Here is a 24051-nt window from a genome sequence, read left to right on the forward strand (position 1 = left end):
ATCACCCATCAGTGGCCTCCTTACGGAGGATTTCCCGAACATCACGCAGGTGCACGGGCCCCGCCCACAGGTTCACGCCGACATAGACACCGGCGGCGATGACGGCGGCGACCAACTCGGGGATCCACTGTGCGGCAGTGAGTAGCGCACCCACCGCGGCCACGGTCGGTAGTCCCAACCGCAACAGAAACATCCACGGTGTGTGATAGCCCGTGCAGGTCGTCAACCTGACGCTGGCGGCAACCAAGCCCACCACCTCGCTGGTTACCAGCGCGATCGCCGCGCCCAATGAACCCAGGTGCGGAATCAGCGCGACATTGAGAACGATGTTGGCGGCAAGATTGAACACATTGAGGCGCAGCAGAAATGTCTGATGATGTGCCGCGAACAGCGCCTGGCTGACGGTGCCAGTGAGAAAGGTCAGTCCCACCGCGACCAGAAGCAACGGCATCACCAGGTTTGATTTGTCCACGAACTGCTCGGACCCCAGAAGTGCGACCAGATCTCGTCCCACGAAAAACCCGACCACCGCGACCGGAACCGCGATGGCGAACATCAGTCCCATGGATCGCTCGATGAAGGCGGCGAAACGCTCGCGCGAGGCGGCGAATAGCCCCGTCATCGTGGACAGGGTCGCGCCCAGAAAGAAGTTCCCTACCAATGACAAGGTGAACGCTGTCTGGTAGGCCAGCCCATACCTGCCGACCTCCGCAGGCGTGCTCAACAGACTCAGTATCACACCGTCGATTCGCCAATAGAGCACCCCGATGATGAGCACCATCGTCTGCGGCAGGCTTTCGCGCACCAGGCCCCACGTCTCACTCGCCGACAGAATGATTCGCAACGGCGTGATCCGATGAGCCGCGATGCCTTGAATCAGCAATAGTGTGGCCGGGGCGACCACCTGCGGCAGCGCATACCAAACATGTTCTGCGTCAACGGTGACCAGGAAAATCGTGACCGCCAGCATTGCTACCCGGGACAGTGTGTCCGCCAGCGCCACCGCCGAAAACCGGACGGAAGACATGAAGATCGGGTTCAGGCAGCTCGACAGCGTCGTCAGGGTCAGACTCGCGCTGATGATGAGCAGCATCGACTGCACCTCGGGGTGATCCGCGTAGATGAGCCAGCCCGAGAGCGCCGCCACTGCGGCAAGCGGAAGGCAATAGCTGAGCGAGAAAGCAAGATTGATACCGACCAAGCGTTGCAGACTGCCGGTGCCAGCCGAGACCCGTCGGACGATCACGACGCCGATACCCAGCTCTGTCAGGCTGGTCCATAAACCGATGAAGAAGATCGCGGCATTGAGATGCCCGTAGGACTCGGGCCCCAGAGCGCGGGTTGTGAGTGCGATCCCGGCGATGGAAGCGATGGTCCCCAGCACCCGGCCACCGAGTTGCCATGCGACGGCACTGGCAATCCGGCGCCCCGAGGCCGGCTCGGCGACCGGGGATCCATCGGCATGTTCGGATGTCATGTGCTACCTTGCGGCGATACGGGATGGGAACAATGCAACGACGACTGCACGCGTATGTGGCTTTGCCACACGGCGTTTCGGCTTCGCGATGGGAGGCCCGGAACCGCGCCGATGAGGTGCCGGATCAGGCGCCCTATGGACTGCACCGGCTGTCCAACTATGGCGTGACGCCGACCTTCAGTGAGTTCTCTTTCGGGCGCCGCTTCGAGCGTGTGGCCGGTCAGATCCGTTATCGAACAGGAGATCTGGAGATCCTGGAAGTCGTCGCAGACCGGGCTGCGCGTCGCGAAAGCGACGTCGTCTTCTGCTACGACGAACGCACCGGAGTGCCCGCGGCCTCTGCCGCCGCGATGCGGATGAGCCCACCGGTGGTAACCGGAGTCGGATGGCTCACCGAGCCCGCGGACTCTTCGCCGATTCATCGGGGACTCGCGCGCCATGCGCTGGCCCGCAGTGCTGCGGTGTTCTCGCAGTCTCCCCCGCAGGTCGAACTGCTGTCGCGGGCCTGGGGTGTCGATGATGCCCGGCTGCATTTCGCGCCGGTGGGCATCGATACCGATTTCTATCGAGTGCAACCGTGGGAGAGCGCGGGCGCTCCCCTGGTGGTCAGCGCGGGTGAAGATGTCCACCGCGATCACGCACTTCTTGTCGAGGCGGTTTTGATCGCCCGCGAACAGTGTCCCGGCCTTGGGCTCGAGCTGGCCACGGCCCTGCCGATCACCGCACCATCTGAGGTTGTCACGCTGCACACCGAGCGGCTGTACGGACGGATGCGCGATCTGTACCGGCGATCCACACTCGTGGCGATCGCGGTGCGGCCCAACGTGATCACCGGTTCTGGTCTGACCGTCGCTCTCGAGGCCATGGCCAGTGGGCGCCCGGTGGTGATGACGGACAACCCGGGCATAGCGCATTACGTCCGCCACGATGTCGACGGTGTATTGGTGCCACCTGGGGACCCCGATGCCTTCGCCCGTGCGATCGCAGATTTGGCGCGCGATCCTGACCGCGCCCGCGCCCTGGGAGAGGCTGGGGCGCGGCGTGCACGGGCGGAGTTCAGCTCCGAACGGATGGCTGAGCATTTCGCGAGCATTATCCATGGGGTTTAGCCACTACGCGTGCCAAGGCAGTGCGGGCCCGACGGCGGCCTTTCGTAACCGCACCACCGCGGCCGGTCCCTGTATCAGATACCGGCGGGCCATGCGGCGGGGTTCCCGACCCAACCGGTAGGACCATTCGAGTCCGTAGCGCTGCATCCATTCCGGGGCGCGCGTCGCGGCGCCGGCAAGGAAGTCCGCCGATGCCCCGAAGGCCAGCAGGACGCGCGCACCCGCAGTCAGACCGTGGCGTGCAATCCACAATTCCTGCAAGGGCTTTCCAAGCCCCACGACCAGCACATCGGTGTCTGCGGCAGCGATGTCCCCCGCCAGCGCATCGCTGCGATCCGGATCGATGAGATCTGCGCGATCGGGTGCCCAGAGACCGGATACGGCAAGACCCGGATAACGCTCGTGCAGTACAGCGCGCAACCTGTCGTGCACCTGCGGTAGCCCGCCGAGGAATCCGACGCGGTGACCTGTGCCTGCCGCCTGTGCCAGAACCATCGGCAATAGGTCTGCTCCGGTAATCCGTGGCCAATTCTGCCGAGTCTTGAGGCGGACGCGCGCCACGATCGGCGCCCCGTCGGCAAGCATCAACCAATCCAGCGCGGGACCCAATGCTGCGCAATCGGGGTTCGCGCGACCAGAACCGAAATGATGGAAATGGTCCAGGTTCACCGAGCCGACAACAAGCGGCCGCGCGCCACACGCTGAGGCACGTTGTGTCACCGCGTCGAGCACGGCGCGCACCGAGCAAAGATCCACCGTGACCTCGGAGATCGTCACCCTTATCGGCGAGCCCAGCTGATCTGTCCACACGGCGGACAGCCTAGCGCCGTCCATTCCGGACAGCGGGCAAGTGTGGGTTATGCTCGTGACCAATAACGCTGGTTATGGGACGGCGCGCCTGCTGCGGATAGTCCGGACGATAGCGAGAGTCGGAGCGCCCGTGAACGTCAACGACCTGGTCAAGCGGATCTTGAACCGGCGAATTGCGCTACTTCTGGTGATCCTGCTGATGTGCGGTGCGGGCGCCTACGGATACACCACTGGCGTCACCGTCCGGGCATCTACCGCGTCGGCCGTGGTGATACCGCCGCCCACGTATTCGTCGACCGGTGACACTCTCGGTGCCAACCCCATGTTGAACCTCTCGCCGGAGAAGGCCCAGCTCGCCGGCATCCTTGCCACGTCGATGTCCAGCCAGCCCGCGCAGGCCGTGATCGCTGCCGCGGCACCGGGTGTGGACTACAAGGTCTCGAACACCATCGACCTGGGCCCGAGCAATCAACAGCCCTCACCGCAAGTGTCGATTCTGGTGCTGTGCAGCGCTACTTCCGACTGCCAGGCAGGCGCTTCGGCGTTGCTGGATGTTGCCCGCGACAACCTGGTGAAACTCCAGGTGGGTGCGTCCGTCTCCCCCGAGAACTGGGCCAGCCTCACCGTGCTGCAGGAACCCACCGCACCGGTCGTGACGTCCTCCAGCGCCATGAAATCGGCGGGCTCCATGGCGGTCGCGGCGCTGCTGGCAGGCATCATCGGGCTGCTGGTGTACGACGCGCTTGCCGCCCGTCGCCGCAAAGAAAAGTTCACTGATGGCAGAACCAAGATCAAGGCCCGGGCGAAGACGAAGGGCGACGAGAACGCGCACACGAGTCCCACCGCTGCCGAACCCGTCACGGAACCGGCCCGGGCTGAAACGAACGGTAGCGGCCAGAATGTGGCAAACCCTTCGAAGGCAACGATCATCGATGATGATTTGGACAACGTCGAGATTGACGACGAGGCACTTGCCCAAGCGGTCTTGAACTGGACCCCACCCCGACTCACCGATTTCCGTAGCTGGCGTGACGACAAGCCTTCCTCAGACCGATAGCCCGGCCACAGTGGTGTCCGGCCGCGGGCCTGCCACCGTCACGTTCGTGGCGCTGGCATTAATCGTGCTCCTGAGCACCCGACAGGTGTACGCGGTCTACGCGCTCAAGGGACTGAGCCCCGCCCAGGTCGCGTTGATTCTCGTTGGCGCCCTGGGTGTCTATTGGGTGTTATCAGGGCACCGACTTGCCCTTGGTGCTCGCGGGCTCGCGATCGCGATCCTGGCCTCACTACTGGCAACGGTGGTGTCCTTCAACGTCGTCACCACACACGTTCTTCCACACGTGGCGTTGATTCAGGCTGGGCAGGGCATCGCGGCGTTCGCGGTAACCGTGACCGCGCTCATCGGTTTCGTCTTTCTCTTCGCCGCCTACCCCGACAATTCCGCGCGCACTATCGAGATGTTGTTGAAGGCGCTCGTCATCGGCGCTGCCATCACCGCGGCCTTCGCCCTGGTGCAGTTCGGCACCGGTGTCGATATCGCGGCCATGATCCGCATCCCCGGCATTATGAAGTTCGGGGATACCGGTGTCGCACACGGAATTGTCCGTGAAGGCGTCGTCCGTGCACAGGGTGCCGCCGCCCATGCCCTCGAGCTGAGTGCGGTGCTGACCACCATCGCCCCCATCGGGGTTGCACTGGTCTACAGCGCCCGGGCCGCCGGCCGTAAAGCCTGGCCCTGGGCACTGCTGACCATCGTGGTGATCGCAGGCTCGGTGGTAACGGTTTCGCGATCTGCCTTCATCGGATTAGCGGCAGCCATTCTGGTGATGTCGTGGCGCTGGCCGGTGCGCCGGCTCGCGGGATTGGTCGCGGCTGCCCTCGGTGCGGCGGCAGTTGCCGCGGTGAGCGGCCTGGGTGTCTTCGACGCGATCATCAGTACCTTCATGGGTAGCGCCGACGATCCGTCGCTGCAATCACGCGCCCGCGGAATCGATTACGTGATGGCCCATTGGACAGAGCATTTCTGGTTGGGCCAGGGAGCTTTCACCTATCCCCTCGGACCCGAACAGCCGGTCCTCGACAACGAATACCTCAGCCGCCTCATCGAAGGCGGGATCTTGGGCTTGCTGACCCTGATCGTCCTGATGATCACGGCCATCATGTACGCGGCCAGGGCGCGCAACCACTGCGAGGATGTGCCCACCACGGAGTTGATCAACGGTGTGCTCGGTGCGCTCGTCGCGCTCACCGTCGTCGCCTCGGTGTTGGATGTATCTGCTTTCCAACAAATTTCGATGGTCCGATGGCTGCTGATCGTGCTCGCGGGTGCGGCATGGGCGCTGGTAAAACGCAATCAGAAAGTCCAGACATGACACACCGGGGATTCGATCAGTCGAACGCATGGCAGGCCCGGCTCCACGACGCGGTGCCGGGAGGCGCACATACCTATGCACGCGGAGCCGACCAGTACCCGCTGGGCATGGCGCCGGTGCTCACCCATGGGGCGGCTGCACGGGTATGGGATGTAGATGGAAACTCCTATGTCGAATACGGCATGGGACTGCGCGCGATAACGCTCGGCCATGCGTACGGTCCCGTGGTCGAGGCGGTCCGCGAAACTCTGGCGCGGGGTGTGAGTTTCAGCCGGCCCACGGTGCTGGAAGCCGAAGCCGCCGAAGACTTTCTGCGTACCGTGCCAACCGCCGAGATGGTCAAGTTCGCCAAGAACGGGTCGGATGTGACCACCGCCGCCATCCGCCTGGCCCGCGCCGTCACCGGGCGCACCAAGGTGGCGGCATGCCGACAGCCGTTCTTCTCGACCGACGATTGGTTCATTGGCACCACCGAGATGAACGCGGGCATACCCAAGTCGGCGACCGACGACATCGCCAGATTCAGCTACAACGATGTCGATTCTTTGGTCACGCTTTTCAACCGTTTCCCGGGGGAAATCGCGTGCGTCATCATGGAAGCGGCCACCGCGGCAGCCGAGCCCGCACCCGGTTTCCTGGAATCGGTGCGGTCATTGTGCACCGACCACGGTGCACTGCTGGTCTTTGACGAGATCATCACCGGATTCCGGTGGTCGCGCCAGGGCGCCCAGGCGGTCTACGGGGTAACCCCCGACCTGTCATGTTGGGGCAAGGCCATGGGCAATGGATTTGCGATTGCCGCACTCGCCGGAAAGCGGGACTACATGGAACGCGGCGGCCTGCGGACCGATGACCCCCGGACGTTTCTCCTGTCCACCACCAATGGGCCAGAAGCTGTGGGGCTGGCAGCGTTTCGTGCCGTGGTGCAGTCCTATCGTGATGACGCCCCCGTTCACGCGATGGAGGCCGCGGGCCGCAGCCTTGCGTCAGGCGTGGCCGAGATCACCGCAGAACTTGGTGTGGACGAACATATTCAGACCGCGGGACGGTCGTCATGCCTCACCTTCACGAGCCTCGACCCAGACCGGCAGCCCTCACAGGCGTATCGGGCGCTGCTGTTGCAAGAACTTCTGCGTCGCGGCGTGCTGGGGCAATCCTTTGTGATCTCCGCCGCACACACGTCCGTCGACATCGAATTGACGCTCGAGGCGGTGCGGGGCGCCGCCGAGATGTACCGGCGAGCCCTCGATGCGGGCAGTACCGACGGATTCCTGGTGGGACCGGCCGTCGCGCCGGCATTGCGCTCACACGCAGCACCGCGGCGGATCCCCTAACGTCGTCCTTCTTGTGGGTTCACGCGTTTACCGCCCCACGTTCGCCTCGTTGGCGTATTAGTAAATGTGGCCCGTATCGCGTTGATCTTGGATAGCAACTACTACTACGCTGCGTCGTAGGAGGTGGCGATGAACGCCCTGGACGTATCCCGATGGCAGTTCGGCATCACCACCGTGTACCACTTCGTTCTGGTGCCGTTGACCATTGGGCTCGCTCCGCTTCTGGCCATCATGCAAACCGCATGGGTGGTCACCGGCAACAACTCCTGGTACCGGCTGACCCGGTTCTTCGGCAAGCTGTTTCTCATCAACTTCGCCCTGGGTGTGGCCACCGGCATCGTGCAGGAATTCCAGTTCGGAATGAACTGGAGCGAGTACTCACGCTTCGTCGGAGACGTATTCGGCGCTCCCCTTGCCCTCGAAGGGCTGGTGGCCTTCTTCTTGGAGTCAACCTTCCTGGGTTTATGGATATTTGGATGGACGCGGCTGCCCAAGCTGGTGCACCTGGCGTGTATCTGGATGGTGGCGATCGGCGTCAACGCCTCGGCGTTCTTCATCATTGCCGCCAACTCGTTCATGCAGCATCCGGTCGGTGCCGTCTACAACCCGGAGACCGGCCGTGCCGAACTGATCAGCATTACCGAACTCCTGACCAACAACACCGCGCTGGCCGCGTTCCCCCACACCGTCGCCGGATCCCTGCTCACCGCAAGCACCTTCGTCGCGGGGATCTGTGGTTGGTGGATGGTCCGCTCCCACAAGGTCGGCACGCTCGACGATGCACGCACGATGTACCGGCCCGCCGCCATCGGTGCGTGCGCCGTGATGATCCTGTCCGGTGGTGCGCTGGCGGCTACCGGGGACGTCCAGGGCAAGCTGATGTTCCAGCAGCAGCCCATGAAAATGGCGTCGGCAGAATCCCTCTGTTACACCGAGAAGGACCCGAAGTTCTCGGTGTTGACGGTCGGTACGCACAACAACTGCGCCAGCGTGGCACACGCCATCTCGGTGCCGTATGTGCTGCCGTTCCTGGCCGAGGGCAAGTTCACCGACGTCACTCTCAAGGGTGTGGAAGACCTTCAGAAGGAATACGAGCAGAAGTTCGGACCGCGCAACTACCGGCCCAATCTCTTTGTCACCTACTGGTCCTTCCGCGCGATGATCGGGCTGGCTGCCGGATCAGCCCTGCTGGCGCTGGCAGGATTATGGGTCACCCGTGGTGGGCGCATCCCCAGTCAGCGTTGGTTCGCCTGGCTCTCGATCCTGGCCATCCCTACCCCGTTCCTTGCTAACAGCGCCGGGTGGGTGTTCACCGAGATGGGCCGGCAACCGTGGGTGGTGGCGCCCAATCCGACTGGGGTGGAGCAGATCCGGCTCACCGTAGATCTGGCGGTCTCCCACCATTCCGCGGCCACGGTATGGCTATCCCTCATTACGTTCACTCTCCTGTACGGCGCACTGGGTGTGGTGTGGTTCTGGCTGATCCGCCGATACACCATCGAGGGGCCCCTCGAGCACGACACCGAACCAGCTTCGCCCGTGACCGATGACGACAGTGTCAAACCGCTGTCCTTCGCCTACTAGCCCAACCAGCCGCGTAAGGAGGTTCCGGATATGAATCCCACAGCATTGCAACAGTTCTGGTTCATCGTCGTGGCGGTGTTGTTCCTCGGCTTCCTCGTGCTCGAAGGGTTCGACTTCGGCGTCGGGATGCTCATGCATCCCCTCGGCCGCGGTGACGACCGCCGGCGACGGGCCGTCTTGAACACCATCGGGCCGGTATGGGACGGCAACGAGGTCTGGCTCATCACCGCGGGGGGCGCGATGTTCGCAGCCTTTCCGCACTGGTATGCAACGGTGTTCTCCGGGCTGTATCTTCCACTGCTGCTCATCTTGGTGGCCATGATCGTCCGGATCGTCGCCATCGAATGGCGGGGAAAGATCGATGACCCCCGCTGGCGTGCCCGGTGCGATCTCGGGATAGCGATCGGATCCTGGATTCCGGCGCTGCTGTGGGGTGTGGCATTCTCGGCGATGCTCGCCGGGCTTCCGGTCGACAGTGCTAAGCAGCTCACCCTCACCGTCGGCGACGTGCTCAGACCATATGTGCTGCTAGGCGGCGTAGTTTTCGTGGGGCTCTTCGCCTTTCACGGTGCACTGTTCATATCGCTCAAGACCGCCGGTGCGGTGCGAGAGGACGCCGTCTCCACGGCACGCAAGCTGGCGGTTCCCGTGATCGTCGCCGCGGGTGGATACGGACTGTGGACTCAGCTTGCCTACGGCAAGAGCTGGACGTGGATCGCACTCGTGATTGCCGCGTTATCGCTGATCGGCGCGGCAACCTTCTCGCGAGTCTCCCGTGACGGATGGGCTTTTGCCTGCACCTGCCTGACAGTGGTCGCGGTCGTCGCGTTGCTTTTCGGCTCTCTTTATCCGAATCTGATTGTCTCCAGCCTTGATCCGGCCTATAACCTGACCGTGACAAACGCATCGTCAAGCCCCTATACGCTCAGGGTGATGAGCTGGGCCGCCGCGGTCACCGCTCCCGTGGTGCTGATCTACCAAGGCTGGACATATTGGGTGTTCCGGCAGCGCATCTCGGCCGACCAGATTCCCGACCCGGTCGGGCTACCCGTGCGATGACGAGCTCGCGCAGTGCCCCGGTCGATCCCCGACTGTGGCGCCGCAGCGCTCCTGCCCGCCGCTACCTGATCCTGACGGTGCTCTGCGAGCTGGTGATGACGGCCTGCACCCTGACGATCGCGGTGGTCCTGGCACGTGCCCTCGCGCTACTGATCACCGATCCGGCGAGCCGCGATATGGCCCATATGGGGCAGCCGATGACCATCCTCGTGGTGCTCTGGACGCTCCGGGCGGCTGCTCAGGGTGTACAGACCCGGTTCAGCGAACGCGGCGCAACCGGGGTGATCGCCGACCTCGACGACCAGCTGCTGTCGGCCATCGCCGAGGCGCAGCCACGTGACCTCGAGCAGTTCCGAGATTCGGCCACGACGGTATTGACCCGGGGACTGGAAGACCTGCGCCCCTACTTCGCCGGATATCTCCCCGCGGTCCTCAGCGCGGCAATCGTGACACCTGCCGCCGCATTGGTGATCGCACTGTCCGATATCCGATCCGCCGTCATCGTCGCGATCACTCTGCCGCTGATTCCCATATTCATGGTTCTCATCGGCCTGCTCACCCGCGATCGAGCGGAGGCCGCACTGCAGGCATCGACTGCGGCCACCGGTCAGATTCTCGATCTGATAGCGGGTATCCCGACGCTGCGTGCGCTCGGGCGCACCGCGACTCCGCTGCGCCGAATCACCGAACTCGGTAATTCTCAGCGCCGTTCGGTAATGGCTACGTTGCGGGTGGCGTTTCTGTCCGCGATGGTGCTCGAAATGATCGCGACCCTCAGCGTCGCGCTCATCGCGGTGGGGATCGGCATGCGTTTGGTTTTCGGGCACCTCGACCTGACCACCGCGCTGACGGTCCTGATCCTGGCACCTGAGGTGTACTGGCCGTTACGACGCGTCGGAATCCAGTTCCACAGCGCTGCCGATGGCACAGCTGCCGCGGACAAGGCCTTCGAACTCCTCGATGCCCTCGGGCCCCCGGCGGCGGCCGGCGGAACGCAGACTCCACGCAGGAATCCGGTCATCGAACTCGACGCCATCAGCGTGACGGACCGAAGTGGTTACGCACCATGGGAATTGACCGCAACAATCCGCCCCCGCGCCGTGACGGTTCTTACCGGGCACAATGGCGCCGGGAAGTCGACGGTATTGCACACCATTACTGGGCTGACCACGCCCGCTCAGGGCCGGGTTCTTGTGGACGGGGTACCACTGGAGCGGATCCAGCGCGACAGCTGGTGGTCAATGCTCGGATGGCTGCCACAGCGCCCGGTGCTGGTACCCGGCACCGTGCGCGAGAACCTCGAGATGTTCGGGCCGCTGGACGATCTCGAATCCGCGCTGATCGACAGCAGGTTCGACAGCACACTGGAGACGCTGCGCGACGGATTGGATACCCGCCTCGGTGCGGGCGGCAGCGGGCTTTCACTGGGAGAACGCCAACGGCTGTGCCTGGCCCGTGTGCTCGGCACCAATCGGTCGATCCTGCTGCTCGATGAGCCCACAGCGCACCTCGACGCCGATACCGAGGCCGGTGTGCTTGCCGCATTGGTTTCTCGTGCCCGCAGGGGTGCGACGGTGGTGCTGGTGGGCCATCGGGCGCCTGTTCTGGCCGCCGCCGACGATGTGTTCACCGTGCAGGCAAGACATGTCGCACACCTCTGATCCGCTGCGGCATTGGCTGATCGCCTTGCGGGTGCGGCCGGTGCGACTGGCCGTGGCCGTTACATGCGGTGCCTTGGCGCTGGGGAGCGCACTGGCGCTGGCGGGTCTGTCGGCATGGTTGATCACCAGGGCATGGCAGATGCCTCCGGTGCTCGATCTGTCTGTGGCCGTGGTTGCGGTACGCGCACTGGGCATTTCGCGAGGCATCTGGCGATACTGCGAACGGCTGGCTGGTCACGATATCGCGCTGCGCGGCGCCGCCACCGTCCGGGCACACGTGTACGCGCGACTGGTCGGCGGCGCAGCCGGCGAGGTCCGCAAGGGCGTGGTGCTCGATCGGATCGGCACCGATATCGACGAGCTCGCCGAGACGGTGGTCCGCAGCGTCATACCCGTCGCGGTGGCCGGGGTGCTCGGAGTGGCAGCGACCGCGACAGTTGCGTTCATATCGATACCTGCCGCCGCCATTTTGGCGTGTGCCTTGTTGGTCGCCGACGTGGCGGCACCCGCGTTGGCGTCGCGCGCCGCCAGTACACGAGAGACACGCGGCGCCCGGGCCCGCGCCCTGCAGACCGAGACGACGGTCGAGATCCTGGATCATGCCCCCGAACTGCGAGTTCGAGGACTTCTCCCCCGTCAGCTTGAACTGGCGCGCCAACGCCGCAGAGACTGGGCCGCAGCTCAAGACGCCGCCGCCGTTCCCGCCGCATGGTCAGCGGCGGTTCCGACTCTCGCCGTGGGCGCCGCAGTCGTCGGGGCGTTCGCCGCAGCGGTCCATCTGGCCGGACACGTCGAACCCACGACGCTTGCCGTCCTGGTGCTGCTGCCTCTGGCCGCATTCGAGGCCTCCGCCGCGTTACCCGCCGCAGCCATCGGCATAGCCCGCTCCCGCGCATCGGCGCGGAACCTGCAAGAACTCGTGATGGCAGGGGACGACACGTCCGCACCGGTCGATGTGATGCCTGCCAACGGCAGGGCAGGCGTCCCGCTTGAATGCGTTGACCTAACGTGGCGGACCGGCCCTTCCGCATCGGGTCCGTTGTCCTTTCGGCTGGCTGCAGGCGCGCGGATGGCGATCACCGGGTCCAGCGGCATCGGCAAGACATCCCTGTTCACAACGCTTGCCGGCCTCACGCCGCCGGCGTCCGGTGCCATCCGGATCGGCGGCACAGATATCACGGACCTACCCGCCACCGAACTGCCCTCGCTCATCAGGTTTTTCGGCGAGGACGCGCACATCTTCGCCACCACGGTGCGCGACAACCTGCTCGTCGCGCGCGGTGATGCGACCGATGGAGAGCTGTTCGACGTGCTGTCCGACGTCGGCCTGGACTCCTGGATCGAGGCATTGCCACACGCACTGGACACGGTGCTGACAGCAGGTGCGGCCTCGGTATCGGGCGGGCAACGCCGCAGGCTGCTTCTCGCCCGGGCACTGCTCTCCGAAGTGCCGGTGGTGCTGCTGGACGAACCCACCGAACATCTCGATGGGCAGGCCGCCGAGACGTTCCTACGAGAGCTACTGGACCCCGCGGGTCCACTGCTGGCTGGCCGAACCGTCATAGTCGCAACCCACCATCTGCCCGATTCGGTGTCCTGCCCACGTATCCGGCTCGGCGATACAGTGCAGGTATGACGGAAACGCCGCCGCCACCACCCCCGCCGTACTACCCGTATCAGCCGCCCGGCGGGTACCCGCCTCACTACCCGTATCAGTACGGTGCGCCGGTGCCCCCGCCCGCCCCAAAGAATGGTCTCGGGGTAGGCGCGCTGGTGGTGGGCATCATCGCCGTTCTGTTCTCCTGCACAGTCTTTGGCGGGTTTATCGGAGGCCTTGTTGCGGTGATCCTCGGGATCGTCGGCGTGCGAAGGGTCACGCGCGGGGAAGCCAACAATCGCGGTGTGGCGATCTCCGGCATCGTGCTCGGAACCCTTGCCGTGCTGTTGTCCACGGCGATCCTGGTGTTCACGCTGGTTTTCATGAAGTCAGCCGGTCTGACCGACTTCCTCACGTGCGTCTCCAATGCCCAGGGTGACCAAGTCAAGGCAACCCAATGCCAGAACGACTTCGAGAAGCGGATGAATCAGAAGGCCGGTACTCCCGCGCCCTGACGTTTACCGCGCGGGTGGATCGGCGGGCAGCACGTGCTCGCCGACACGATCGGTGGCCAGGCTGAGCGAGGAGATGTACTGCTTCTCGCCGTCGGGACCGGGCTTGGCGGAGGCGAGCATATCGGGGCGCTCAAACTCGATTCCGCTGACGGCACAACGAAGTAACTCATCCGACGGGTTCCCGTACTCGTCGTACATCGGCAGGTCGATACCGTCGTCGGTGCGACGCAGGTAGTACTTTCCGCGTGTCGCGACCGCGAGAATGGGCGGCAACACGAAGGCGATGACGACGGCCACAATCGGCGAGTAGGGCCGGATCGCCTCGCCGAACACTCCGAAGAAGACCAGGATCGAGATGCCCGCCGACAGCAGCATCGAGACGAATCCAACCGGATTCACGTCGTAGAGCATGCCGCGCCGGAATTCCGGCTTCATGGGCGAGAGCTTCAGGACGTACTTGTTGATCGCGATATCGGTGGCCACCGTGACCACCCAGGCCATACCGCAGTTGGCGTAGAACCCGAGAATGGTATTGAGGAAGTCGAACATGTTGGCTTCCATCAGCACCAGGGCGATCACCAGGTTGAACAGCACGAAGACCAACCGGCCCGGGTAGTGCTTGGTGATACGGGTGAAAGAGTTCGTCCAGGCCAGCGAACCCGAGTAGGCGTTGGTGACATTGATCTTGATCTGGCTGATCACCACCAGAATCACGGCCAGCGTGATGGCGAGCCAGTGCGGCATCATGTTCTGGTAGATCTCCAGGAACTGGTGCACCGGCTGATTGGCCACGGCAGCGCCGCCGGCCACATTGGCGATCAGATACACCGCCAGGAACAGCCCGATCACCTGTTTGATGGCTCCGAACAGCACCCAGCCCGGCCCCGCCAGCAGCATCGCGGTCCACCAGCGGCGGCTGTTTTCGGGCGTCTTGGGCGGCATGAACCGCAGGTAGTCGATCTGCTCGGCGATCTGGGCGATCAGGGACAGGCACACGCCCGCGGCGAGCATGATCGACCCCAGATTGACGCCTTGTGCCTCCTTGCCACCGTAGGCGAAGAAGCTTCCGATCGAATCCGGGTGACGCACCACGAGATAGACGAACGGGATGACCATCATGACGAGCCACAGCGGAGTGGTCCAGACCTGCAGCACCGAGAGCGCCTTCATCCCGTAGATGACCAGCGGAATGATGATGATGGTGGAGGCCGCATATCCGATGGGTAGCGGCACGCCAAGCCCGAGCTTCAGGCCCTGGGCCATGATCGAGCCTTCGAGCGCGAAGAATATGAATGTGAACGTCGCGTAGATGATGTTCGTGACGATGCTGCCGTAGTAACCGAATCCGCTTCCGCGCGTGATCAAGTCGAGATCGATGTTGTAACGGGCGGCGTAGTACGAGACCGGGATTCCGGTCAGGATGATGATGACCGCGAACAACCCGATCCCCCACAGGGCATTTCCGGTGCCATAGGAGATTCCGATGTTGGCGCCGATCGCGAAGTCGGCCAGGTAGGCGATGCCACCCAGGGCGGTCACACCGACAACAGCCGGGCTCCACCGTCGAAATCGCCTGGGCGCAAATCGGAGGGTGTAGTCCTCCAAGGTCTCCCGCAGTGCCGCGCTTTCGGCGGCATCGTGGGTGGACGGAGCAGACGAAACGGGTGCGGATGCAGTCGTATCGAGAGTGTCGGTCACGCGGACAGCCTGTCGAGCGCCCAAGTCGTGCGCATTTTCCGGACGTTAATGTCCTGTTACGCAGGCGCTCCAGCCGGTGTTTTCGGGCGCAACCGTGGGGTGAACTCCAGGCTCAGCAACGCGAATGCGACCAGCGGCACCGTGGACATCTGCACAAGCACGTAGCGCCGATCCCCCAGCGCGTGGAATTTGCGCAGGTAACGGTACAAAGACTCTAGGGCGATCAGCGGATCGAGTACGTGAATCGCCGAGTAGCAGAGCTCCTGCACGCGAGTGCGGTCCTGCTCGGCGAAGATCTCCGGGAATGCCGCGAACGCCAGCGACAAGCGACGGGCGCCTTCGGTCTTGGCGAGTGCGATCATGTCGATGGTCAGTCGTTCGTCGATCCCGTTCGGTGCACCCGGGCGCCGCCACGGCACATCGAGAGAGACATCGGTGCCGCCCCCAGTGGTGGCGTAGCGGTGAAACCCTTGCACCACACCGCGATCATCCCGGGCGACGATCAGCCGAATGCCGGGATAGCGCCCGAGTAGCGCACCGTCGAGGATCATCGAGAATCCGCGCTCGAAGCGGCCTCCATGCGAAAGTTCCATCACCTGTTGCAGTTCGGCGCGCAGCCCGTCATCGAGACCGCGCTCGTCGACGATCTCTGTGGTGACCCCCGCGTTGTGGGTGCGCTGCATGCCCTGGCGCAGATTCCGATACTTGCGGCCCACCATGTCGAAGGCTTGCACATCGACCACGACATCACGACCCACCGCGATGGCGCGGAGTGAATGCCCCAGGGAATGCGGGTCACTCCACAGCGATAGCCGACGCTCGCTGCACCCCAATATCGCGATGCGCCAGCCATGCGAGCGACACATGGCCGCGAATTCCTGAACCAGGGACGGGAACCGGGATTCGTCACCGATCGGATCTCCACCGACCACGGCAAAACCGGCGCGTGTCCGGTACGCGATGGCTGCGGTGCGATCGGCGTTGAAGTAATACGACTTGAGCGAGTGCATCGCGAAGGCTGCCAACGGGTCGTCACCGGTTCTGTCCACCAGTGCACCGACCTCGGCCAGCGCCTCGGGCTGCGCCGGCGCCGATGTCGGCCACATGAGGATGAGCCCGGCCGCGACGACCAACGCATCGCCGGCGTGCTCGAACTGCAGGACTCCGGCTCCCAACGCGACCAGCACGGATACTCCCGCCCACGCCGCATGACCGTAGGTGACCGGTCGCCCCAGAAAGATTCCGCGAGCGATGAATCCGACGCACAACAGAACGGTGAGCGGCCAGAGGATTTCATCGAAATCGGGTTGCTTCGGGTATCCGGAGTGGGCGACCAACAACACCAGCCATCCCGCGACCACCAGCACCGCGGCGGCACTCACCAACCGCGCGGGCCTCGAATCGCTGTGGACTGCAATGCGTTCGGCAATACGCACGTGGGTGGTTGCGGCCGATGGTTCCAGCATTCAGCCACCTCCCACGGTCTCCCAATACCGACCTTCAAGAATACTCCCGCAGCTACCAGCGGTCGGAGGGATCGCTCTTTCCGATCGCAAACCAGAGGATGGGACCGAAGATCGGGAAGACGAGCACGATGATGGCCCAGGGAAGCTTCTCGCCATTGGGCTTGACCGGGTCTTTGATGATGGAAATGATGGTGACGACAGTAAGAACCAGCACCAGTAGAGAAAGAATTCGAATCATGACCGCCCCGGGAAGTGTTTGACAATACCTTCCTGGATAGTACTGGCCAGCAACGCCCCTTCGCGATCGAAAAAACGCCCGGCCCCCGTTCCCCGGCCCGCCGAGGCAACCGGCGACTCGGTTGCGTAGAGCACCCAGTCATCGAAGCGCACCGGGCGATGAAACCAGACGCTGTGGTTGATGGTGGCGGCGAAAATCCGGTCGTAACCCCACGACAGGCCATGGGTGGTGATGATCGAATCCAGCACCGTGGTGTCCGATGCGTAAACCAGTGCCGCGCTGTGCAGAACCGGATCGTCGGGCAGTGCGGAGTGGGTCTTCATCCACACCCTATTATGTTCCAGCCGTTCGGATTTCGCCTTGAGAACCCAGGCCGGATCGTTGTCGTAGCGCCATTCGATGGGTTTGAGGGCGGCCACGAACATCGGCACGGTCTCCTCGTAGCCGACCAGGTGCTCGTCGATGGTCGGCAGCGTTTCAGGATCGGCCACCGTCGGCGGTTTCACCGCATGTTCCAGCCCGGGTGAATCCTTCAGGTACGACACCAACGCGGAGGACAGCAACAGGTCACCCTGGACTGCGTCGACGCGGCGATTGGCGAAATTGCGCTCGTCCCGCAATCGCAGGACCCGGAACTCGATGTCTTGCTCGGGGTCGCCACCGTTGATGAAATGGGTGGAGACGGCCGCCAGCGAGAGCTTCTCGGACACGGTGCGCCCCGAGGCAACCACGGACTGTGCCATCAGCTGACCGCCGAAGGTCCGGGGCGGATTGACCGTCGGGTGACCGCCGATGAACAGGTCGGTCTCGGGGTTCTTCAGCTCCAGCAGCGCGAGTAGCTGTGCGAAATCAGGTGCGTTGCTGATGCTCGATCCTCGTCTCTAGTGGTCGTCCTCGCCGATCCGGTGTACGTGGATCAGATTGGTCGAGCCTACTGTCCCGGGTGGAGCGCCCGCGACGATCACCACCAGATCTCCCCGTTGATAGCGCTCCATAGCCAGCAACGCCGTATCCACTTGTTGGATCATGCCGTCGGTGGTGTCCATGACCGGGACGATGAAGGTTTCAGTTCCCCAGGTCAGCGCCAACTGGCTACGTACCTCGGGCAGCGGGGTGAAGGCCAGCACCGGCAGTGGAGTGTGCAACCGGGCCAGCCGTCGCACCGTGTCGCCCGACTGTGTGAACGCCACCAGGGCCTTGGCGTTGAGCCGTTCGCCGATATCGCGCGCCGCATACGAGATGACACCGCGTTTGGTTCGCGGCACGTGGGTCAGCGGCGGCGCGCTCACCGAATGGCTCTCGACCGCGGACACGATGCGGGCCATTGTCCGCACGGCCTCCATGGGGTACTTGCCCACCGAGGTCTCCCCCGACAACATCACGGCATCTGCCCCGTCCAGGACCGCGTTGGCGACATCCGAAGCCTCGGCGCGCGTCGGGCGTGAGTTTTCGATCATCGACTCGAGCATCTGAGTCGCCACGATGACCGGACGCGCGTTCTCACGCGCGATCTGGATAGCGCGCTTCTGCACAATCGGCACATCTTCGAGCGGAAGTTCGACCCCCAGATCGCCGCGAGCGACCATGATCGCGTCGAATGCGAGCACGATCGCCTCAAGGTTGGCGACCGCCTCGGGCTTCTCGAGCTTGGCGATCACCGGCACCCGACGTCCGACGCGGTCCATGATGGCGTGCACCAGTTCCACATCGCCGGGCGACCGCACAAACGACAGTGCGATGAGGTCCACCCCGAGGCGCAGTGCGAACTCGAGATCCGCGATGTCCTTTTCGGACAGGGCCGGCACCGAGACATTCATCCCCGGAAGGGAGAGCCCCTTGTTGTTGCTGACCGGACCTCCCTCGGTGACCCGGCAGACCACGTCGTTGCCTTCGATCGCCTCGACGGTCAAGCCGACCTTGCCGTCGTCCACCAGAAGCCTGTCGCCCACGGCAGCATCGTTAGCCAACTGCTTGTATGTGGTCGACACCCGGTCCGGGGTTCCCACGACATCCTCGACGGTGATCCTGACCTGTTCGCCTGTCGCCCAATGGGTGGCCCCGGTGGCGAACCGGCCCAGCCGGATCTTGGGACCCTGCAGGTCCGCGAGCACGCCGACCGCGCGCCCGGTCTCGTCGGATGCCTTACGCACCCAGCGATAGTTCTGCTCATGGTCGGCGTGCTCGCCGTGGCTGAAGTTGAGTCGCGCGACGTCCATCCCGGATTCGACAAGCTCACGTACAAGCTCGGCGGAACCGGTCGCAGGACCAAGGGTACAAACAATCTTTCCGCGTCTCGTCACGACTTTTGAGCATAGTCGTGCTGATACCTACTCACGAGTCAGCGCGGACACGATTCACCAAGCGGTTACCTTCACCGGTTTGCGTTGTCAGGAGGCCAATTTCAGACCGATGATGCCGGCAACGATCAACCCCAGGCTCAATAGCCGCCAGGCGTTGGCCGAATCGCCGAACAGCACGATGCCCAGGATTGCGGTACCGACAGCACCAACACCCACCCAGATCGCGTAGGCGGTGCCGACCGGCAAGCTTTTCATCGCAATGCCCAGCATCGCGATGCTGATGATCATCGATCCGACAGTGCCGACGGTCGGCCACAGCCGAGTGAATCCCTCGGTGTATTTCAGGCCGATGGCCCAGCCCACCTCGAGCAGACCCGCAAGAAGAAGGACCAGCCAAACCATGAGAGATACCTCCACATTTCGGTGAGGCCGTCCCCTGGCGAAGAATTACCGGGTCGTCCCGGTCATCTTCATTCTCTCACATGTCAATCGCGAAGCTGCCGACCCGCTTTATCGCTGACCTTGCCGCCGAAGATCAGGACCGCATCGACGACCGCCCAGATGACAGCGACGATTCCGAACGTCACCAGGCCGATCAGCAGCTGGACAACGCCGAGCAGCGTCTGTCCCAGATAGATCCGACCGAAGCCCAGAAATCCGACCAGGCCCAACAGTTGCAGCAGGCCGGCGATCAGCTTCGACTTATCTGAGTACGGTGCCCCGGTGGCCGGGTCACGCCCGTACGGTGCGGCGGGGTCCACATATGGGGGTGGATACGGGACGCCTGGCGATGGCGGCACCGGCGGAGGTGTTCCGAAAGGAGGCGGCGTGCTCTCGGTCATTTCTCCACAATGCCAGAATTCTCACCGGTCTCGTCGGCCGATTCCTCAGCGGGGTCGTCCACCGGGGGTTTCGTGACGTCTTCCTCCCCCGCGTCCGCGACATCACTAGAGTCCGCGGGTTCCTGAGCGGCAGCCTCACCGTCCGCGCTCGCGGCCTCTTCGGTCTGCGCTGGGGTACCACCCAGGGTCGCCGGATCCTCACGTCCCTTGGGGGCCAGCAGAATGTAGGCGATCGCACCGAGGAACACCAGTGTCGAAGTGAAGGAGTTGACGCGAATTCCACCAAACTGTGTGGCCGGGTCCACCCGCATCAATTCGACCCAGAAGCGCCCCACGCAGTACGCCGCGACGTACATCGCGAACAGGCGTCCATGCCCGATCTTGAAGCGTCGATCGACGAAGATCAACAGCGCGAAAACAAGGACGTTCCATAACAATTCGTAGAGAAAGGTCGGGTGGACGACCTGTGCGACCTCTCCGGTGGACACACCGTTGAGATTGAGAACGTCTACCGTGCCGTCGGCCGAGCGCCGGTAGAACAGCTCTAGCCCCCACGGCAGCGTAGTGGGACCACCGGTGAGTTCCTGATTGAAGTAGTTGCCCAACCGGCCGATCGCCTGCGCCAGCACGATGCCGGGAGCGATCGCGTCGCCGAAGGCGGGCAACGAAATACCTCGCCGGCGGCACGCGATCCAGGCGCCGACACCACCGAGGGCGACGGCTCCCCAGATACCGAGGCCGCCTTCCCAGACCGCGATCGCCTTGCCCAGCCCCTTGCCGTGCGGGCCGAAGTACGTCTGCCAGTCGGTCATCACGTGGTAAAGACGTCCACCGACCAGTCCGAACGGCACCGCCCACAACGCGATGTCATAGATGACACCGCGCTCGCCGCCGCGCTGCTCCCATCGACGATCGCCGATGACCAGCGCGACGATGATGCCCGCGATGATGCACAGTGCGTAGGCGCGGATCGGGATGGGCCCCAGATGCCAAACCCCTTGGGGCGGGCTGGGGATATATGCCAGATTCACGACTGTCACGGTGTTGTCCCTGCTTTTCCTGTCATCCCTGGGCTTAGGCCCTTCGGACTCCGGTCGCCAACTCTTCAGTCAGGCTACGCACGGCGGTCGCACCTTGGGGGGCGGCCGCCACCAGCGCCGAGCCCACGATGACGCCGTCGGCATATGCGGCGATCTCGGCTGCCTGAGCACCGGATCGCACGCCAAGACCGACCCCCACCGGGATATCGGAGACCTCGCGAACCCTGCTCACCAGCGCGGGAGCGGCATTCGACACCGCGTCGCGAGCGCCAGTGACACCCATGGTGGACGCCGCGTACACGAAGCCCCGGCATGCGCCGATCGTCTTTTCGAGTCTCTCCGGCGTGGATGAGGGCGCGACCAGGAAGATGCGATCGAGGTCATGAGCATCGGAGGCCGCGATCCAGTCGTCGGCCTCGTCGGGGATCAGATCGGGGGTGATGATTCCGAGGCCTCCAGCCGCGGCGAGGTCACGTGAGAACGCGTCAACTCCATACCGCAGCACCGGATTCCAGTACGACATCACGACGGCCTGTCCGCCGGCATCGGTGATGGCGCGGACCGTCGTGAAAACGTCAGCCACCCGAATCCCGTTACTCAGCGCGGTTTCCGCCGCCGCGGCGATCATCGGGCCGTCCATCATCGGATCCGAGTAGGCGATTCCGACTTCGATGATGTCGCACCCGCCCTGCACCAGCGTGGTCATCAGTTCGATCGAGGTGTCCAGGTCCGGATACCCGTTGGGCAGATAACCGATCAGCGCGGCACGCCCCTCGGCGCGGCACTTGTCGAAGACCTCGGTCAGGCGGCCTGACTGCGTCATGCCCCGGCCCCGTTCTGATCCGCGTCGTTCTTGTCCAAGAGGTCGAACCACTTGGCCGCGGTCTCGACGTCCTTGTCGCCACGTCCGGACAGGTTGACCACGATCACCGCGCCTTCGCCCAGCTCCGTTCCGAGCTTGAGTGCGCCCGCGACGGCGTGTGCCGATTCGATGGCCGGGATGATGCCCTCGGCGCGAGAAAGCAGCAGGAAGGCGTCCATGGCCTCGCTGTCGGTCACCGGGCGGTAATCGGCGCGCCCGGTCTCACGCAGCCAGGCATGCTCGGGGCCCACTCCGGGGTAATCCAAACCCGCTGAGATTGAATGAGACTCGATAGTTTGACCATCTTCGTCCTGCAACAGATACGAGTAGGAGCCCTGGAAAGCCCCGGGCGTGCCACCGGTGAATGTGGCGGCGTGCCTTCCGGTTTCGACACCGTCGCCGGCGGCTTCGTACCCGACCAGCCGCACCTGTGGATCGTCGATGAACGCGTGGAAAATACCGATCGCGTTCGAGCCGCCGCCGACACAGGCCACCACCGCATCTGGCAATCTGCCGACCTGGTCCTGTACCTGAGCCCGCGCTTCCATGCCGATGATGCGCTGAAAATCGCGAACCATCACCGGGAAGGGATGTGGGCCGGCAGCGGTACCGAAGCAGTAGTAGGTGTTGTGCGCGTTGGTCACCCAGTCGCGCATGGCGTCGTTGATCGCGTCCTTGAGGGTCTTCGATCCCGATTCCACGGACACCACGGTCGATCCCAACAACCGCATTCGCGCGACATTGAGTGCCTGGCGTGCGGTATCGACGGCGCCCATGTAGATGACGCACTCGAGCCCCAGAAGTGCACACGCGGTGGCAGTGGCGACTCCGTGCTGTCCCGCGCCGGTCTCCGCGATGACGCGTGTCTTGCCCATCCTCTTGGCCAGAAGGACCTGGCCAAGAACGTTGTTGATCTTGTGGGAACCGGTGTGGTTAAGGTCTTCTCGCTTGAGCAGCAGACGTGCACCGCCCGCGTGGGCACTGAGGCGCTCGGCCTCGTACAGCGGCGAGGGCCGGCCCACATAGTGCGTCTGCAACCGGTCGAGCTCGTCGAGGAAGGACCGGTCGGACCTGACCTTCTCGTACGCGGCGGTCACTTCTTCGATGACGGCCATCAGAGCCTCGGCCACATATCGGCCGCCGTAGGGACCAAAGTGCCCGCGGCCATCGGGATCATGCGCGGTTGGCTCGGCAATCGCAGCACTCATCTGCGGCAGGCCGGTGTTCTTCATAATTGTCTAGCGAGCCGGTTTGGGGCAGGACGGATGCGTGCCCGCGGTCACCAAATCGGCGACGGCTCCGCGCGGATCGCCACTGGTAACCAATCCCTCACCGACCAGTACGGCGTCGGCACCTGCACCGGCATACGCCAGCAGGTCGGCCGTCCCGCGAATGCCGGACTCGGCGATGCGGATGATGCCGCTGGGCAGCCCCGGCGCAATACGCGAGAAGCAATCGCGGTCGATTTCAAGAGTTTTCAGGTCGCGGGCATTGACACCGATAACGGATGCGCCGGCGGACAGCGCACGATCTGCTTCTTCCTCGGTGTGTACTTCCACCAGCGCGGTCATCCCGAGCGACTCGGTGCGGTCGAGCAGCGAGACGAGTGCGGTCTGTTCCAGCGCCGCAACGATCAGCAGGATCAGGTCGGCGCCATGTGCCCGCGCCTCGTGGATCTGGTACGGACTGATGACAAAGTCTTTGCGCAACACGGGAACTGATACGGCGGCGCGCACCGAGTCCAGATCGTCGAGACTTCCGTGGAATCGCCGGCCCTCGGTGAGCACGCTGATAATCCGTGCTCCCCCATCCTCGTAAGCCTTGGCAAGCTCTGCGGGATCGCTGATATCGGCCAGTGCACCACGCGATGGGCTGGCCCGCTTCACCTCGGCGATCACGGCGATTCCCGGCTCGCGCAGCGCGGCCATGACATCGAGTGGCTTGGGTGCTGCTTTGGCGGCCGCCTTCACGGTGGCCAGATCAACAACGGCTTCGCGAGCCGCGACATCAGCGCGCACGCCATCGAGGATCGAATCGAGTACGGTTCCCGAACTCATGACCTCGATGATTCCCTTCTTGCGACGCCC

General features: G+C 64.0%; 22 protein-coding genes. 9 read left to right on the forward strand and 13 right to left on the reverse strand.

The window, feature by feature from the left end; all coding sequences use genetic code 11:
- Window position 1: 1 nt before the first annotated feature.
- Complete coding sequence (locus tag HBA99_RS13195; protein ID WP_070930752.1) at window positions 2-1477, reverse strand: flippase; 1476 nt, start codon at window positions 1475-1477, stop codon at window positions 2-4.
- A gap of 32 nt (window positions 1478-1509) precedes the next feature.
- On the opposite strand from HBA99_RS13195, the gene HBA99_RS13200 reads away from it, so the two are divergent.
- Window positions 1510-2586 (forward strand): glycosyltransferase family 4 protein, encoded by a 1077-nt coding sequence (locus HBA99_RS13200; protein WP_057969096.1) that lies wholly within the window; start codon window positions 1510-1512, stop codon window positions 2584-2586.
- 3 nt (window positions 2587-2589) lie between these two features.
- Here the strand turns inward: HBA99_RS13200 and HBA99_RS13205 are convergent, their stop codons facing one another.
- Entirely contained in the window at window positions 2590-3396 is an 807-nt protein-coding gene (locus HBA99_RS13205) for a WecB/TagA/CpsF family glycosyltransferase (RefSeq protein ID WP_165615257.1), read from the reverse strand.
- A 130-nt stretch (window positions 3397-3526) separates the two neighbouring features.
- On the opposite strand from HBA99_RS13205, the gene HBA99_RS13210 reads away from it, so the two are divergent.
- The 8 genes from HBA99_RS13210 (at window position 3527) to HBA99_RS13245 (ending at window position 13518) form a co-directional block, all read left to right on the forward strand.
- Window positions 3527-4453, forward strand: a complete 927-nt coding sequence (locus tag HBA99_RS13210; protein ID WP_030097739.1) for a hypothetical protein — start codon at window positions 3527-3529, stop codon at window positions 4451-4453.
- Window positions 4425-5768 (forward strand): O-antigen ligase family protein, encoded by a 1344-nt coding sequence (locus tag HBA99_RS13215; RefSeq protein WP_131822833.1) that lies wholly within the window; start codon window positions 4425-4427, stop codon window positions 5766-5768. Before HBA99_RS13210 ends, HBA99_RS13215 begins: the two co-directional genes overlap by 29 nt.
- The gene (locus HBA99_RS13220) at window positions 5765-7102 is read left to right on the forward strand and encodes a glutamate-1-semialdehyde 2,1-aminomutase (protein ID WP_070952539.1); all 1338 of its coding nucleotides are present in this window, start codon (window positions 5765-5767) and stop codon (window positions 7100-7102) included. Before HBA99_RS13215 ends, HBA99_RS13220 begins: the two co-directional genes overlap by 4 nt.
- Window positions 7103-7231: 129 nt before the next feature.
- The gene (locus HBA99_RS13225) at window positions 7232-8686 is read left to right on the forward strand and encodes a cytochrome ubiquinol oxidase subunit I (protein WP_030097736.1); all 1455 of its coding nucleotides are present in this window, start codon (window positions 7232-7234) and stop codon (window positions 8684-8686) included.
- 30 nt (window positions 8687-8716) lie between these two features.
- Entirely contained in the window at window positions 8717-9745 is a 1029-nt protein-coding gene (cydB, locus tag HBA99_RS13230) for a cytochrome d ubiquinol oxidase subunit II (RefSeq protein ID WP_070930748.1), read from the forward strand.
- On the forward strand, window positions 9742-11406 hold the full coding sequence (gene cydD / locus HBA99_RS13235; RefSeq protein WP_070949580.1) for a thiol reductant ABC exporter subunit CydD: 1665 nt from the start codon (window positions 9742-9744) through the stop codon (window positions 11404-11406). The genes cydB and cydD overlap by 4 nt, the downstream gene beginning before the upstream one ends.
- Window positions 11390-13042, forward strand: coding sequence for a thiol reductant ABC exporter subunit CydC (gene cydC / locus HBA99_RS13240; RefSeq protein WP_070930747.1), 1653 nt, complete (start codon window positions 11390-11392; stop codon window positions 13040-13042). Before cydD ends, cydC begins: the two co-directional genes overlap by 17 nt.
- Complete coding sequence (locus tag HBA99_RS13245; protein ID WP_070924240.1) at window positions 13039-13518, forward strand: DUF4190 domain-containing protein; 480 nt, start codon at window positions 13039-13041, stop codon at window positions 13516-13518. The genes cydC and HBA99_RS13245 overlap by 4 nt, the downstream gene beginning before the upstream one ends.
- A gap of 3 nt (window positions 13519-13521) precedes the next feature.
- On the opposite strand, the gene HBA99_RS13250 is transcribed toward HBA99_RS13245, so the two are convergent.
- From HBA99_RS13250 to trpC, 11 genes are all read right to left on the reverse strand, one after another.
- Entirely contained in the window at window positions 13522-15216 is a 1695-nt protein-coding gene (locus HBA99_RS13250) for a purine-cytosine permease family protein (RefSeq protein WP_057965859.1), read from the reverse strand.
- A 56-nt stretch (window positions 15217-15272) separates the two neighbouring features.
- Window positions 15273-16682: a bifunctional lysylphosphatidylglycerol flippase/synthetase MprF gene (locus tag HBA99_RS13255; protein WP_057969041.1), complete on the reverse strand. Its 1410-nt coding sequence runs from the start codon at window positions 16680-16682 to the stop codon at window positions 15273-15275.
- Window positions 16683-16734: 52 nt separating this feature from the next.
- Window positions 16735-16920, reverse strand: a complete 186-nt coding sequence (locus HBA99_RS13260) for a PLD nuclease N-terminal domain-containing protein (protein WP_030097729.1) — start codon at window positions 16918-16920, stop codon at window positions 16735-16737.
- Window positions 16917-17786, reverse strand: a complete 870-nt coding sequence (locus HBA99_RS13265) for an acyl-CoA thioesterase II (RefSeq protein WP_196325719.1) — start codon at window positions 17784-17786, stop codon at window positions 16917-16919. The genes HBA99_RS13260 and HBA99_RS13265 overlap by 4 nt, the downstream gene beginning before the upstream one ends.
- A gap of 15 nt (window positions 17787-17801) precedes the next feature.
- Window positions 17802-19220, reverse strand: a complete 1419-nt coding sequence (gene pyk, locus HBA99_RS13270) for a pyruvate kinase (protein WP_081342888.1) — start codon at window positions 19218-19220, stop codon at window positions 17802-17804.
- An 87-nt stretch (window positions 19221-19307) separates the two neighbouring features.
- A complete protein-coding gene (gene sugE, locus HBA99_RS13275) occupies window positions 19308-19622 on the reverse strand; it encodes a quaternary ammonium compound efflux SMR transporter SugE (RefSeq protein WP_030097726.1) in 315 nt (104 codons plus the stop codon).
- A gap of 83 nt (window positions 19623-19705) precedes the next feature.
- The gene (locus HBA99_RS13280) at window positions 19706-20062 is read right to left on the reverse strand and encodes an NINE protein (protein WP_046253764.1); all 357 of its coding nucleotides are present in this window, start codon (window positions 20060-20062) and stop codon (window positions 19706-19708) included.
- Window positions 20059-21102, reverse strand: coding sequence for a prolipoprotein diacylglyceryl transferase (lgt, locus tag HBA99_RS13285; protein WP_070924243.1), 1044 nt, complete (start codon window positions 21100-21102; stop codon window positions 20059-20061). Before lgt ends, HBA99_RS13280 begins: the two co-directional genes overlap by 4 nt.
- Before the next feature lie 34 nt (window positions 21103-21136).
- Window positions 21137-21925 (reverse strand): tryptophan synthase subunit alpha, encoded by a 789-nt coding sequence (gene trpA / locus HBA99_RS13290; RefSeq protein WP_070924244.1) that lies wholly within the window; start codon window positions 21923-21925, stop codon window positions 21137-21139.
- Window positions 21922-23196 carry a tryptophan synthase subunit beta gene (gene trpB, locus HBA99_RS13295; protein ID WP_057965864.1) on the reverse strand — a complete coding sequence of 425 codons (1275 nt, stop codon included), beginning with the start codon at window positions 23194-23196 and terminating at the stop codon, window positions 21922-21924. The genes trpA and trpB overlap by 4 nt, the downstream gene beginning before the upstream one ends.
- A 6-nt stretch (window positions 23197-23202) precedes the next feature.
- Entirely contained in the window at window positions 23203-24021 is an 819-nt protein-coding gene (trpC, locus tag HBA99_RS13300; protein ID WP_030097721.1) for an indole-3-glycerol phosphate synthase TrpC, read from the reverse strand.
- Window positions 24022-24051: the final 30 nt, after the last annotated feature.

Origin of the sequence: Mycobacteroides chelonae (genome assembly GCF_016767715.1) — a bacterium.
GTDB lineage: Bacteria > Actinomycetota > Actinomycetes > Mycobacteriales > Mycobacteriaceae > Mycobacterium > Mycobacterium gwanakae.

Bases quoted from the DNA above. Each gene is read 5' to 3' on its own strand.
- HBA99_RS13195 (WP_070930752.1), bottom strand. From the start codon at position 1,477: ATGACATCCGAACATGCCGATGGATCCCCGGTCGCCGAGCCGGCCTCG.
- HBA99_RS13200 (WP_057969096.1), top strand. From the start codon at position 1,510: ATGCAACGACGACTGCACGCGTATGTGGCTTTGCCACACGGCGTTTCG.
- HBA99_RS13220 (WP_070952539.1), top strand. From the start codon at position 5,765: ATGACACACCGGGGATTCGATCAGTCGAACGCATGGCAGGCCCGGCTC.
- HBA99_RS13225 (WP_030097736.1), top strand. From the start codon at position 7,232: ATGAACGCCCTGGACGTATCCCGATGGCAGTTCGGCATCACCACCGTG.
- cydB (WP_070930748.1), top strand. From the start codon at position 8,717: ATGAATCCCACAGCATTGCAACAGTTCTGGTTCATCGTCGTGGCGGTG.
- cydD (WP_070949580.1), top strand. From the start codon at position 9,742: ATGACGAGCTCGCGCAGTGCCCCGGTCGATCCCCGACTGTGGCGCCGC.
- cydC (WP_070930747.1), top strand. From the start codon at position 11,390: ATGTCGCACACCTCTGATCCGCTGCGGCATTGGCTGATCGCCTTGCGG.
- HBA99_RS13245 (WP_070924240.1), top strand. From the start codon at position 13,039: ATGACGGAAACGCCGCCGCCACCACCCCCGCCGTACTACCCGTATCAG.
- HBA99_RS13255 (WP_057969041.1), bottom strand. From the start codon at position 16,682: ATGCTGGAACCATCGGCCGCAACCACCCACGTGCGTATTGCCGAACGC.
- HBA99_RS13260 (WP_030097729.1), bottom strand. From the start codon at position 16,920: ATGATTCGAATTCTTTCTCTACTGGTGCTGGTTCTTACTGTCGTCACC.
- sugE (WP_030097726.1), bottom strand. From the start codon at position 19,622: ATGGTTTGGCTGGTCCTTCTTCTTGCGGGTCTGCTCGAGGTGGGCTGG.
- HBA99_RS13280 (WP_046253764.1), bottom strand. From the start codon at position 20,062: ATGACCGAGAGCACGCCGCCTCCTTTCGGAACACCTCCGCCGGTGCCG.
- trpA (WP_070924244.1), bottom strand. From the start codon at position 21,925: ATGACGCAGTCAGGCCGCCTGACCGAGGTCTTCGACAAGTGCCGCGCC.
- trpB (WP_057965864.1), bottom strand. From the start codon at position 23,196: ATGAAGAACACCGGCCTGCCGCAGATGAGTGCTGCGATTGCCGAGCCA.
- trpC (WP_030097721.1), bottom strand. From the start codon at position 24,021: ATGAGTTCGGGAACCGTACTCGATTCGATCCTCGATGGCGTGCGCGCT.